The organism is Pseudonocardia sp. DSM 110487, assembly GCF_019468565.1.
In the GTDB taxonomy this organism is placed as follows: domain Bacteria; phylum Actinomycetota; class Actinomycetes; order Mycobacteriales; family Pseudonocardiaceae; genus Pseudonocardia.
The window spans coordinates 4,977,878-4,990,103 of record NZ_CP080521.1 but is presented as its reverse complement, the minus strand read 5'-3'; the positions used below and the strand labels follow the sequence as shown (position 1 = coordinate 4,990,103).

The 12,226-nt window shown below is 73.5% G+C and carries 12 protein-coding genes; 6 read left to right on the top strand and 6 right to left on the bottom strand.

Annotation, left to right across the window (positions count from 1 at the left end):
• Positions 1–65 precede the first annotated feature (65 nt).
• On the top strand, positions 66–1,607 hold the full coding sequence (locus tag K1T35_RS23265; protein ID WP_220262208.1) for an amidase: 1,542 nt from the start codon (positions 66–68) through the stop codon (positions 1,605–1,607).
• Between the two features lie 93 nt (positions 1,608–1,700).
• Here the strand turns inward: K1T35_RS23265 and K1T35_RS23260 are convergent, their stop codons facing one another.
• From K1T35_RS23260 to K1T35_RS23250, 3 genes are all read right to left on the bottom strand, one after another.
• Positions 1,701–2,504: an enoyl-CoA hydratase/isomerase family protein gene (locus K1T35_RS23260; protein WP_220262207.1), complete on the bottom strand. Its 804-nt coding sequence runs from the start codon at positions 2,502–2,504 to the stop codon at positions 1,701–1,703.
• A 52-nt stretch (positions 2,505–2,556) separates the two neighbouring features.
• A complete protein-coding gene (locus tag K1T35_RS23255; RefSeq protein ID WP_028932228.1) occupies positions 2,557–2,766 on the bottom strand; it encodes a helix-turn-helix domain-containing protein in 210 nt (69 codons plus the stop codon).
• Positions 2,767–3,090: 324 nt separating this feature from the next.
• Positions 3,091–4,713: an ABC-F family ATP-binding cassette domain-containing protein gene (locus K1T35_RS23250; protein ID WP_220262206.1), complete on the bottom strand. Its 1,623-nt coding sequence runs from the start codon at positions 4,711–4,713 to the stop codon at positions 3,091–3,093.
• A gap of 136 nt (positions 4,714–4,849) precedes the next feature.
• On the opposite strand from K1T35_RS23250, the gene K1T35_RS23245 reads away from it, so the two are divergent.
• A complete protein-coding gene (locus tag K1T35_RS23245; RefSeq protein WP_220262205.1) occupies positions 4,850–5,644 on the top strand; it encodes an SDR family oxidoreductase in 795 nt (264 codons plus the stop codon).
• A 13-nt stretch (positions 5,645–5,657) separates the two neighbouring features.
• On the opposite strand, the gene K1T35_RS23240 is transcribed toward K1T35_RS23245, so the two are convergent.
• The gene (locus K1T35_RS23240; protein WP_370645488.1) at positions 5,658–7,199 is read right to left on the bottom strand and encodes a deoxyguanosinetriphosphate triphosphohydrolase family protein; all 1,542 of its coding nucleotides are present in this window, start codon (positions 7,197–7,199) and stop codon (positions 5,658–5,660) included.
• Between the two features lie 77 nt (positions 7,200–7,276).
• On the opposite strand from K1T35_RS23240, the gene K1T35_RS23235 reads away from it, so the two are divergent.
• The 3 genes from K1T35_RS23235 (at position 7,277) to K1T35_RS23225 (ending at position 9,950) form a co-directional block, all read left to right on the top strand.
• Positions 7,277–8,458: a lycopene cyclase family protein gene (locus tag K1T35_RS23235; protein WP_255622487.1), complete on the top strand. Its 1,182-nt coding sequence runs from the start codon at positions 7,277–7,279 to the stop codon at positions 8,456–8,458.
• Between the two features lie 69 nt (positions 8,459–8,527).
• On the top strand, positions 8,528–8,977 hold the full coding sequence (locus K1T35_RS23230) for a universal stress protein (protein ID WP_220262203.1): 450 nt from the start codon (positions 8,528–8,530) through the stop codon (positions 8,975–8,977).
• Between the two features lies 1 nt (position 8,978).
• Positions 8,979–9,950 (top strand): adenylate/guanylate cyclase domain-containing protein, encoded by a 972-nt coding sequence (locus K1T35_RS23225; RefSeq protein WP_220262202.1) that lies wholly within the window; start codon positions 8,979–8,981, stop codon positions 9,948–9,950.
• 5 nt (positions 9,951–9,955) lie between these two features.
• On the opposite strand, the gene K1T35_RS23220 is transcribed toward K1T35_RS23225, so the two are convergent.
• Together K1T35_RS23220 and K1T35_RS23215 are read right to left on the bottom strand one after the other, a co-directional pair.
• The gene (locus tag K1T35_RS23220; protein WP_220262201.1) at positions 9,956–10,690 is read right to left on the bottom strand and encodes a glycoside hydrolase family 16 protein; all 735 of its coding nucleotides are present in this window, start codon (positions 10,688–10,690) and stop codon (positions 9,956–9,958) included.
• Entirely contained in the window at positions 10,687–11,196 is a 510-nt protein-coding gene (locus K1T35_RS23215) for a VOC family protein (protein WP_220262200.1), read from the bottom strand. Before K1T35_RS23215 ends, K1T35_RS23220 begins: the two co-directional genes overlap by 4 nt.
• 62 nt (positions 11,197–11,258) lie before the next feature.
• Between K1T35_RS23215 and K1T35_RS23210 the strand changes: the two genes are divergently transcribed.
• Positions 11,259–12,218 (top strand): YafY family protein, encoded by a 960-nt coding sequence (locus tag K1T35_RS23210; RefSeq protein ID WP_220262199.1) that lies wholly within the window; start codon positions 11,259–11,261, stop codon positions 12,216–12,218.
• The last annotated feature ends 8 nt before the right edge of the window (positions 12,219–12,226 follow it).

The following is a 12,226-nucleotide window of genomic DNA, read 5'->3' as shown; positions in this document are numbered from 1 at the left end:
TTGCAACCCATGGTTGCAACACGACGAGAGCCCCCTGTACTCCCCGCCCGTACTACGGTCCGACCATGGCCCTCGACCCGCCCGACCGCGCCGCGCTCCACGCCGTCGCCCAGCGCTACGGCCTCGGACTCTCCGACGCAGACATCGAATCGTTCGGCCCGTTCGTCCACGGGCTGCTGTCCTCGTGGAACGTCGTGGAGGAGCTCTACGGCGAGTCCGCCCCCGTCGCCCCCGAGCGCGCGTGGCGGCGCCCGGACGACGCGGACAACCCGTACGGCGCCTGGTACGTCACCACCGCCATCTCCGAGGGCGGGCAGGGCCCGCTCGCCGGGCGCACCGTCGCGGTGAAGGACAACACCGCCGTCGCGGGCGTCCCGATGATGAACGGCTCGCCGTACCTGGAGGGCTACGTCCCGCTGCGCGACGCCACCGTCGTCAGCCGCCTGCTCGCCGCGGGCGCGACGATCGCCGGCAAGGCGGTCTGCGAGGACCTCTGCTTCTCCGGCGGCTCGCACACCTCCCGGCCCGCGCCGGTGCGCAACCCGTGGGACGAGACCCGCTCGGCGGGCGGCTCGTCCTCGGGCAGCGCGGCGCTGGTCGCCGGTGGCGTCGTCGACCTCGCCACCGGCGGCGACCAGGGCGGGTCGGTGCGCATCCCGTCCGCCTACAGCGGAACGGTCGGGCACAAGCCCACCTTCGGCCTCGTCCCCTACACCGGGGCGTTCCCGATCGAGCAGACCATCGACCACATCGGGCCCATCACCCGCACCGTTGGCGACGCCGCGCTCATGCTGTCCGTCATGGCGGGCCCGGACGGCCTCGATCCGCGCCAGCCCCGCGACCTCGTGCCCGACGACTACGTCGGTGCACTCGCCCGCGGCGCGGAGGGAATGCGGATCGGCGTGGTCACCGAGGGCTTCGGCCACCCCAACTCCGAGCCGGAGGTGGACGACGCGGTGCGAGCGGGCGTCGACGTCCTGCGTGGCGCGGGCCTCACCGCCGAGGAGGTGTCGATCCCGTGGCACGCGCACGGCGCGCGCATCTGGGACGTCATCGCCACCGAGGGCGCGATGGTCCAGATGGTCCACGGCAACGGCTACGGCATGAACTGGGACGGCCTCTACGACCCTGAGGTGATCGAGCACTACGGGCGGACGTGGCGCGCCGACGGGAGCCGGTTCTCCGAGACCGTGAAGCTCGTGCTCCTGGCGGGCGGGCACGCCGTCGACCGGCAGCACGGCCGCTTCTACGCCATGGCGCGCAACCTGGTGCCGCGGCTGCGCGCGGCCTACGACGAGGCGCTCGCCCGCTACGACGTGCTCGTCATGCCGACGCTGCCGCTGCGGGCCACCGAGATCCCGCAGGCCGACGCGCCGCGCGAGGAGGTGATCCCGCGGGCCCTCGAGATGATCGCCAACACCTGCGTCACCGACGTGACCGGCCACCCGGCGTGCTCCGTGCCCGCGGGCCTCGCCGGCGGCCTCCCTGCCGGCATGATGATCATCGGGAAGCACTTCGCCGATGCCGACGTGCTCCGCGTGGCCCACACGTTCGAGCAGGCGGTGGGCGGGTTCGCGATGCCGCACACGGCCGCCGCACACACCTGATTCCGACCAACGGCGCGTTCGTCGCATAGGTTCCGACGAACGCGCCGTTCGTCGGAACCACCCGGAGTCGGGTCGGGTCGGGCCCAGTCGGCTTCAGCCCTCGCCCGCCGCGAGTGAGCGGAGCCGGCGCAGCTGGGCCGCGCGTTCGGCCGCCAGTGCCGCTGCGGGGTCGGTGCCCTCCGCGACGCCCGCCAGCAGGCGAAGAGTCTCCGCGGCTGCCTTCGGCGGGGCGGCGAGCAGCGAGGCGACGCCTGCGTCGACGGCGCCGTCGAACTCCGCGGTCGGCACGGCGCGCAGCGCGAGACCGATGGCGACCGCCTCGTCGGCGCCCACCCGGCGCCCGGACAGGCAGATCTCGACGGCACGGGCGTAGCCGACGGCGTGCACGAGCGGGTAGGTACCGCCGAGGTCGGGGACGATGCCCAAGGTGGTCTCGGCCATGCAGAACTGCACGTCGTCGGCGACGATGCGCAGGTCGCAGGCGAGTGCGAGCTGGAAGCCTGCGCCGATGGCGTGGCCATGCACCGCGGCCACGGTGAGCCGCGCCGGGTCGCGCAGCCACGAGAAACCAGCCTGGAAGGCGGCGATCGTGGCGTCGGCCTCCTCGTCGGGCAGGGCGGCGATGCCGGTGATGCCCGGCTGGCCGTCGACCTCGGCGGCCGCGAAGAAGCGCTTGTCGAGACCGGCCGAGAAGGCACGGCCCGCGCCTCGCACCACGACGACGCGAACGTCGCCGGGTAGCGACTCCCCGATCGCCCGGAGCGCCTCCCACGTGTGCGGGGTCTGGGCGTTCAACGCCTCGGGTCGCGCGAGCGTGATCGTCGCCCGCGGACCGTCGACGTCGAGCGCCAGGCCGCCACGCTGGAGAAGCTCCGGGTCGATCGCCGCCGTTGTCATGGCGGCAGGTTACCCCGGGGTAGGAAGCGGCTTTCGCCTACTTCTTCGCCGCCTACTTCTTCTTGGTACGAGTAGCCCCACCGCGTCCGCGGAGCGTGACGCCCGTCTCGGACAGCACGCGGTGCACGAACCCGTAGGACCGGCCCGTCTGCTCCGCGAGCGCGCGGATGCTGGCGCCCTTCTCGTACTTCTTCTTCAAGTCGGTAGCGAGCTTGTCGCGCTGGGTGCCGGTGATGCGAGCACCCTTCTTCAGGTCGGCCATGACACCTGATCTCCTTCGCCCACCTGCGCGGACCGCAGGCAGATCGTTTCCGGCTCCCCCCGGTGCGGCAATGATCGTCCACGGAACTACCCCGTGCCAGGAGATCCACTCAATGATCGGCGAACGGTTCGGCCAAATGGATCACGCGTACGGGTGATCATTGCCGTATGCCGCACATCCGAACGTCACCCCGTCGCCACCTGCACGTCACCCCGGAAGCGGAGCGCCGATCTGTTGGAACGTTTCGGCCCGGGCCGCTCCACCAGCCCCTGGCGTGATCGCAACCCGATCGGGTGGCGGGACACGCCGGGAGAAATCGCCCGATCAGGCCAATTGCACGAGCTCGAGATAGTCGGCGGACCAGTGGTCCTCGGTGCCGTCGGGCAGCACGATCACCTTGTCCGGGTCGAGCGCCTCGACCGCACCCGGGTCGTGGGTGACGAGCACGACCGACCCGGAGAACCGGCGCAGTGCATCGAGCACCTGCTCGCGGCTGGCCGGGTCGAGGTTGTTGGTGGGCTCGTCGAGCAGCAGCACGTTGGCGGCGCTGGAGACCAGCCCGGCCAGCGCGAGCCGGGTGCGCTCGCCGCCGGAGAGGGTGCCGGCGAGTTGCGACAGCTGCTCGCCGGAGAACATGAACGCCCCCAGCAGCGTGCGCAGCTGCTGCTCGGGGGTGTCCGGCGAGGCGTGCCGGACGTTCTCCCAGACCGTGGCCTCCATGTCGAGCGTGTCGTGCTCCTGGGCGAAGTAGCCGGTGCGCAGCCCGTGCCCCGGCACGACCCGGCCCGAGTCCGGATCCTCTGTGCCGGCCAGCAGCCGCAGCAGCGTGGTCTTGCCCGCGCCGTTGAGGCCCAGCACCACGACCTTCGCGCCGCGGTCGACGGCGAGGTCGACGCCCGTGAACACCTCGAGGGACCCGAACGACTTCGACAGGCCCTCCGCGGTGAGCGGGGTGCGCCCGCACGGCGCCGGGTCGGGGAAGCGGATCCGAGCGACGCGGTCGGCCTGCCGCTCTGGCTCCAGCCCCGCGAGCAACTGGTCGGCGCGGCGGGCCATGTTCTTCGCCGCAACGGCCTTGGTGGCCTTCGCGCCCATCTTCGCCGCCTGCATGTGCAGCGCGGCGGCCTTCTTCTCGGCGTTGGCGCGCTCGCGGCGGCGCCGCTTCTCGTCGGTGGCCCGCGCCTCCTGGTACCGGCGCCAGTCCATGTTGTAGACGTCCACCTCGCCGCGGGTGGCGTCGAGGAACCACACCTTGTTGACGACGTCGGCGAGCAGCTCCGTGTCGTGGCTGATCACGACGAGGCCGCCCTCGTGAGAGGACAGGAACGAGCGGAGCCAGGTGATCGAGTCGGCATCGAGGTGGTTGGTGGGCTCGTCGAGCAGCAGCGTGGTGGCGCTCTGCGAGCCGCCGTCGGACGCCGCGAACAGGATGCGGGCCAGCTCCACGCGACGGCGCTGCCCACCCGACAGCGTGGCGATCGACTGCGAGAGCACCCGCTCGGGCAGCCCGAGGTGGGTGCAGATGCGTGCCGCGTCGCTCTCGGCGGCGTACCCGCCCAGCGCGGAGAACCGCTCTTCGAGGCGCCCGTACTCGCGCACCGCCTTGGCGTTCTCGGCGCCGTCCACGAGCTCGGCCATCGCCGTCTGCGCCTTCTCCATCTTGCGCAGCAGCACGTCGAGCCCGCGGGCGGACAGCACGCGGTCGTTGGCCGTGACGGACAGGTCGCCCTCGCGTGGATCCTGCGGCAGGTAGCCGACGGGGCCGGTGGAGCTGACGACGCCGCCGTAGGGCTCGCCCTCGCCCGCGAGCACCCGCATCGAGGTGGTCTTGCCCGCGCCGTTGCGGCCGACGAGGCCGATACGGTCGCCGGGCTGCACGCGCAGGGCGGCCCCGGACAGCAGGATCCGGGACCCGGCACGCAGTTCCAGGTCAGAGGCAGTGATCACGAGAAGTACTCCAGGACGAGCGGAAGGGACGGCACCCAAGGACTTGGCACGCGCCGCCGCTACTCGATCCGGATCATGATCACGCCAACCAGAGTACCGGCCCGGTCGAGCGGTTTCGGGAAGTAGGGTCCCGAGCATGACCGACGTCACCGCCGACATCCCACAGGATCTTGCCGGTCGCGCTGCCCTCGTCACGGGCGCGAGTCGCGGCATCGGGTTCGCCATCGCGCGCGAGCTCCTCGGCAGGGGGGCGTCGGTGACGATCACCGCGCGGAAACCGGACGAACTGAACGCGGCGGCCGAGCAGCTCTCGTCGGGCGGCGACCCGGCCCGGGTGCTCGCCGTCCCGGGCAACGCCGGATCCGCCGAGGCGCGCGAGGAGGCCGTCGCCCGCACCGTCGAGCGGTTCGGCAACCTCGCGATCCTGGTCAACAACACGGGGATCAACCCGACCTACGGCTTCCTCATGGACGCCGACCTCGACGCCGTCCGCAAGACGTTCGACACCAACGTCGTCGCGGCGCTCGGGTTCGTGCAGCTGGCCTACAAGGCGTGGATGGGCGAGCACGGCGGCGCGATCGTCAACCTCGCCTCGGTGGCCGGCATCCGCTCCTCCGGCGTGATCGCCGCGTACGGGGCGTCGAAGGCCGCGCTGATCCGGCTCACCGAGGAGCTGGCGTGGCAGCTCGGGCCGTCGATCCGCGTCAACGCCGTGGCGCCCGCCGTCGTGAAGACGAAGTTCGCCACGGCCCTCTACGCCCAGGGCGAGGAGAAGGTCAGCGCCGCCTACCCGATGAAGCGCCTTGGCACGCCCGAGGACGTCGCCCACCTCGTCGGCTTCCTCGTCTCCGACGCGGCGTCGTGGATCACCGGCGAGACCGTCCGTGTGGATGGCGGCATCCTCTCGACCGGCTCCCTCGGCTCGGCCTAGTAGGACCAGCCGGCTAGAGGGCGACGGCGTCCACCCATAGCCGCGCGGAGCGGCCGGTGAGGACGTCGAGCAGCGCGCCGGCCTGGCCGTCGGTGAGCGAGGCGACGTAGTCGACCACCGCCCGCCCGCGGGCCAGGGCGTCGACGTCCGGATCGGGCCCGAGCCGCTCGTCCGCGGCGAGCCCGCGGTACTCGGCGTGGGCGAGCGCAACGAGGTCGTGCAGCCGGGGCGGGAGGCGGACCTCGTCGTCGCCGCTCAGCCAATCGGCGAGCGCGCCGACCAGCCCGGTCAGCACCGTCGCCTGGCCCCGCTGGTGGGAGGCGAGATCGGCACGCTGCAGCACGAACCGGCGGTGCACGAACTTCAGCACCGCCACCTCGTGCCACGGCCCGGTGGCGAGGGCGACGGGAGCGGCGCGCACCGGCGGTTCGGGCAGCACGCGCACCCCGGCGACGAGGCGGGCCGTCCACCGCGCCGAGAACTCGGCGACGGCCCGCTCGGCGGCCATCGACCCGTCGAACGGCACGGCGAGCAGCCCGTCCACCAGCTCCTCGCGCACGACGGCGACGGCGGCGGCGAACGCCTCGTCGTCGAACGCCCACGCGTCCTTGGTGTGCAGCCGCCTGCGCAGCCGTTCCAGGTCGGCGCCGGGGCGCAGCGACCCGAGCGCGGACGGGTCGGCCGCGGCGAGCCCGCCGCGATCGCGCAGCCAGCCGCCCAGCTCCGCCGCGACGCCCGGCTGGGCGAGCACGCCGACGCGGTGGAAGTCCTCCAGGTCGTGGATCGCGTACGCGACGTCGTCGGCGGTGTCCATCACGGCGGCCTCGACCGTCTGCTGCCAGGGCCCGACCGCCCGGGCGACCGCGTCCCGGCTGTCGACGAGGTCGTCGAGCTCGGTGAGGTAGCAGGAGAACTTGGCCGACCCCGCGTCCGGTGCGCCCGGCAGCGGGCCGGCGCCGCGCGGCGGGGTCGGTGCCGCGCTCGGATGCGGATCCGGGTGGCCGCGGCGGGCCCACGGGTACTTGAGCACGGCCGCCCGGACGGCGGCGGTGAGGTCGAGGCCTGCGCCGCCCGGTCCGTGCAGGTCGATCGTCGTGATCACGCGGAAGCTCTGCGCGTTGCCCTCGAACCCGTCGGGCAGCCCGAGCAGCTCGCGGCCGACCCGGTCGAGCACCTGCTCACCGAGGTGCCCGAACGGCGGGTGGCCCAGGTCGTGGGCGAGCGCGGCCGCCTCGACGACGTCGGGGTCGCAGCCGCCGAGCCGGTCGAGGAGCGGGCCGGCCTCGGCGGCGAGCCGTTCGGCGATGGCCCGCGCCACCTGCGCGACCTGAAGACTGTGGGTGAGCCGGTTGTGCAGCAACAGCCCGCCGCCGGTCGGGCTCACCACCTGCGTCACGCCGGCGAGGCGCGCGAAGTACGGCGACGCCGCGATCCGGTCCCGGTCGACGCGGAACGGGCTGGCGGCCAGCCCTGCGCCGCTCTCCCCCACCCCGGAACGCCGATCCGCGCGCGCGGATGGGCGGACTGGTTGTTCGAGCACGGAGTGATCCGCCACAGGCGAAGGCTAGTGCGCACGGCCCGGCAGGCGGCGCAGGCGCCCGGGGATGGGCCGCGGCGGGCAGGATGCTCCGCGTGCACCCTGATCCCGACGTGCTCGTCGTCGGCGGCGGGCCTGCCGGGCGGGCCCTCGCCGCCGCCGTCGCCGAGCGCGGGTTGCGGACGGTGCTGCTCGACCCCGCTCCAGAGGCGCCGTGGCGGGCCACCTATGGCTGCTGGGCCGAGGAGCTGCCCGCCCACCTGCCTGCCTCGGTGCTGGCGGCCCGCGCAGCGGGACGGGCGATCGCGCTCTCCGAGCACCGGCTGGGCTGGGACTACGCGGTCCTGGACGTCCCCGCGCTGCGCGCCCACCTCGACGGCGAGCTGGCCCGGCACGGCGTGGAGGTCCGCGCGGGACGCGCCACCGGATGGGAGGCCGGCGCCGTCCGGCTGGGCGGTGGCGAGGAGCTGCGGGCCGCGGTCGTCGTCGACGCGGGCGGGCACCGCCAGCCACTGCGCGCCGGTGACCGGCGCGGGAGCGCGGCCGAACAGACCGCCGCTGGCGTGGTCGTCGACGAGGCGACGGCCGCGCCGCTCGTCACACCGGGCGAGGCACTGTTCATGGACTGGCGCCCCGACCACGGGGAGGACGGCTGGCCCACCTTCCTCTACGGCATCCCGCTCGGCGGCGGCGCCGTGCTTCTCGAGGAGACCTCGCTCGCCCGCCGCCCGGGCCTGCCGCTCCCGGTGTTGCGCAGGCGGCTGCACGCGCGGCTCGCGCGGCACGGCATCGCCGCTCCCCCGGACGCGGCCACCGAGTCCGTCCGCTTCCCGGTCGACTCCCCCCGCCACCGCACCCATGGCGTACTCGCCTTCGGCGCGGCCGCCCCGCTCGTGCACCCGGCGAGCGGGTTCTCCGTGGCCACCTCGTTACGGCTCGCGCCGGCGGTCGCGGACGCCATCGCCGCCGCGCCCGCGATGAGCCCCGCGAAAAGCATCGCCGCCGCGCGCTCGGTCGTCTGGCCGCGCGGGGCGGCCGCCGTGCACCGGTTCCGGCGGGTCGGCCTCGAAGCGCTGTTGCGGATGCCGCCTGCCGAGGTGCCGGCGTTCTTCGAGACGTTCTTCGCGCTCCCGGCGCGGCATCGCTGGTGCTATCTCACCGAGCGTGCGAACGTGCGCGGCACCGCGGCCACCATGCGCGCTCTCTACGGCAGGGCCGACTGGCGTATGCGCGCCCGGCTGATCGCACCAGCCGTGCTTCCCCCGACCAGGGTGTGACGGCGTGCGCGGCCGTTCCACTACCAGCGGTAACCTCCTGCCCACGTTCCCCGATGCCGGAGGCTTCCGATGCCCGCCTACCGCACCATCGTCGTCGGTACCGACGGTTCCGCCACGTCGTTCAACGCCGTCGACCGCGCCGCCGCCGTCGCCAGCGACAGCGAGGCCGAGCTCGTCATCGTCTGCGCCTTCACGCCCCCCTCCCGGGAGGACACGGCCGAGGCCGAGGACGCCCTCAAGGACGAGGCCTACCTCGTGGTCGGCTGGACGCCCGCCGAGGAGACGCTGCGCACCGCCGAGGAGCGCGCCGCGGCGGCGGGCGCGCGCACGATCCGGACGCTCGCCGTCGACGGCCCGCCCGTCGACGTGCTGCGCAAGGCGGTCCGTGACACCGGCGCCGACCTGCTCGTCGTCGGCAACCGCGGCCTCAACACCCTCAGTGGGCGCCTGCTCGGCTCCGTGCCGTCGGACGTGGCGCGCCGCGCAGGCATCGACGTGCTGATCGTCCACACGACGTGACGTGACCACACCGGAGGACGCCCTCGAAGAGTTCATCCTCGGTGCCCCGCGGCGCTACACCCGTCAGCAGATCGCCGAGACCGCCGAGCTCGACCTCGAGACCGGGCGGCGGCTGTGGCGCGCGCTCGGGTTCGCCGAGACCAGCGACGACGAGGTCCTCTTCACCGAGCGCGACCTCGAGGCCGTGCGCCTGATGACCCACCTCACCGACGCCGGGGTGCTCGACCCCGACGTCCGCGAGGCCGTCGCGCGGGCCATGGCCCAATCGCTCTCGCGGCTCGCGGAGTGGCAGGTCGGGATGCTCGTCCGCGTGATCGAGGGGCAGGGCGGCGAGGTCACGCCGCAGGGCTCGCGCGAGATCGCCGCCGCCGTCCTGCCCGCCCTCGAAGAGCTGCAGAGCTACGTGTGGCGCAGGCACCTCGCCGCGGCCGTCCGCCGGATGGTCGTGACGTCCGGCCCGGTCGACGAGCCCGGCACGTGGCAGCTCGTCGTCGGATTCGCCGACATGGTCGGCTTCACCCGCACCACGAGGCGCCGTTCCACCGCCGAACTGAGCGAGATGATCGAACGCTTCGGCTCGACGACCACCGAGGTGATCGCGGACGGGCACGGGCGGATCGTCAAGACGGTCGGCGACGAGGTGCTCTTCGTCGCCGACGACGTCGCGCACGGCGCGGCGATCGCGCTCGCGCTCCAGGACCGCGTGCGGGCCGAGCCCGCGCTGCCCGAGCTGCGCATCGGGCTGGCCGCGGGCCCGGTGCTGGTGCGCTACGGCGACGTCTACGGCGAGATCGTCAACATCGCCGCGCGGCTCACCGCCCACGCCCGGCCCGGCAGCGTGCTGGCCGACCGCGGGGTGGCCGACGCGCTGTCCGACGACCCCCGCTTCGCGCTGCGGCCGCTGCGCTCGGTCGCCGTGCGCGGCTACCGGCACCTGCACCCGTGGCTGCTGGAACGAGCCGCGGAGATCTGAACGGGTCATGACAGACCGGTGACGTGCGAGACCACCAGCTCCGGCACCGGCACGTCGGCGCCGGTCGCCTTCGCGGGGAAGTCGAAGACGCCGATCATGAGCTGCATCGGGTAGGACGGGCTCTGCCGCACCCGCCGCACCACGGTGCCGTCGACCGAGAACGTGAGCCCGTCCGCGCGCCAGTCGACGCCGTACCGGTGGAACTCGCTGACGTCGAGGTCGAACCGCTCGGCGGAGAACTCCTCGACCAGCCCGGGGTCGCGGAAACGGTGCACCCCCATCCCCACCGCCGCCGAATGACCGTCGACGGTGTCGCCGAAGACCTCCGCCACGCAGATCTCACCGCTACGGTGCGGCTCGTCCTCGATGCCCGACATCCAGAACGCGAACATCGACCGCGGCGAGACGGTGGCCCGCATCCGCACCTCCACCGAGCCGTAGCAGGGGGTGTAGCCCAAGAACGTGGGCTGCTCCTCGCGCACGACCAGACCGTCGGCGAACGGCTGCTGCCCGGTGAAGCTCCCCGTTTGCACGCAGGACACGCGCAGCGGCTCCGGGTGCAGGTCGGGGCACCACAGCGGCTGGCCCGGCGGGATGGTCAGGCGCAGCTCGCCGTCACGCACCTCCCAGGTGGCGGCGGACTCCGCCCGCGAGCTCCAGTGCGGCAGGTAGTAGGGGAACCAGACCGAGCGGTCCAGGTCGCGGCCGGGGAACCGCTCGTCGAGGTGGGTCCGCGTCACACCGGGATCGTAGGGTCGCGGAGGACCAGCTCCCCGCTCTGCATGTACTCCATCGCCGCCACGAACTCGGGCGCCACCATCCGGCGCTCGATCTCCTCCGGCTCCAGCTCGGCCACCCGGGTCTGGATCCAGTAGACATTGCCGAACGGGTCGCGGACGCGGCCCACGCGGTCGCCCCAGAACATCTCCGTCATCCGGTGCAGCGGGGTCGCGCCCGCGTCCACCGCGCGCTGGTAGGCCGCGTCGCCATCGGGCAGGTAGAGCCGCAGGAACGCGGGTGTGTACGGCCATTCGGGGCTGAGCACGTCGAACATCATCACGACCGCGTCCCCGATCCGGACCTCCGCGTGGCCGATCCCGGGGCCGTTGGGGTTCTCGACCCTCGCCAGCTCCTCGGCGCCGAAGGCCCGCGTCAGGAAGTCGATGAGGCCCGCGGTGTCCTTCGAGATCATCCAGGGTGTCACGGTGGTGTAGCCGTCGGGAACGGGCTTGATCGTCTGTGTCATGTCGGAAACGCTACGGCCCATATAGGTCAGCTTCTGGCACACATCGATGGCATTCTTCCGCCGTGACCGACACCCCGGCCCGCCTGCTCACGCTGCTCTCCCTGCTGCAGACGCCCCGCGAGTGGCCGGGCAGCGAGCTCGCCCGCAGGCTCGGCGTGAGCCTGCGGACGGTGCGGCGCGATGTCGACCGGCTGCGCGACCTCGGCTACCCCGTCGAGGCGACCATGGGCGCTCTCGGTGGCTACCGCCTCGTGGCGGGCACCGCGATGCCGCCGCTGTTGCTCGACGACGACGAGGCGGTCGCGATCGCCGTCGGGCTCCGGACCGCCGCGGGGCAGGCCGTCACCGGCATCGACGAGGCCGCCGTCCGCGCGCTCGCCAAGCTGGAGCAGGTGCTGCCGTCACGGCTGCGCTACCGGGTGGGCGCGCTCGGTGCCGCGACCGTGCCCGCGCCGGACGCCTACGCCACCCCCGTCGACCCCGCCCACCTCACCACGCTCGCCGCCGCGATCACCAACCGCGAGCGGGTGCGGCTGCGCTACACCGCGGCCGACGGCGTCGAGTCCAGGCGGCACGTCGAGCCGAACCGGCTCGTCCCCTCCGGGCGGCGCTGGTACCTGGTGGCCTACGACCTGGACCGTGACGGCTGGCGGATCTTCCGCGTCGACCGGATCGACGGCCCGCAGCCGACCGGCGCCCGGGTGACGCCCCGCGAGCTGCCCGCCCCTGACGCCGCCGCGTACGTCACGGACAAGCTGTACTCGGGCGTGCCCGTCCACTCCGCTGTGGCCACCCTGCACGCACCGATCGAGCAGGTGCGCGGCCGGATCGGCGACGGGTCCGGCGACCTGGAGCCGATCGACGCCGGTAGCTGCCGCCTGCGCAGCCACACCGACACCCTCGAGTGGCTGGCCTTCGCGCTCCTGCGGCTGGGGTGCGATTTCGAGGTCCACGAGCCGCCGGAGCTGCGCGAACACCTGCGGACGCTGGGCGAGCGGGCCCGCCGGGCCGCAGGCGGGTAGGACGCCAC

Bases quoted from the DNA above. Each gene is read 5' to 3' on its own strand.
- K1T35_RS23245 (WP_220262205.1), top strand. From the start codon at position 4,850: ATGACCGACGTCACCGCCGACATCCCACAGGATCTTGCCGGTCGCGCT.
- K1T35_RS23260 (WP_220262207.1), bottom strand. From the start codon at position 2,504: ATGACAACGGCGGCGATCGACCCGGAGCTTCTCCAGCGTGGCGGCCTG.
- K1T35_RS23230 (WP_220262203.1), top strand. From the start codon at position 8,528: ATGCCCGCCTACCGCACCATCGTCGTCGGTACCGACGGTTCCGCCACG.
- K1T35_RS23215 (WP_220262200.1), bottom strand. From the start codon at position 11,196: ATGACACAGACGATCAAGCCCGTTCCCGACGGCTACACCACCGTGACA.
- K1T35_RS23255 (WP_028932228.1), bottom strand. From the start codon at position 2,766: ATGGCCGACCTGAAGAAGGGTGCTCGCATCACCGGCACCCAGCGCGAC.
- K1T35_RS23265 (WP_220262208.1), top strand. From the start codon at position 66: ATGGCCCTCGACCCGCCCGACCGCGCCGCGCTCCACGCCGTCGCCCAG.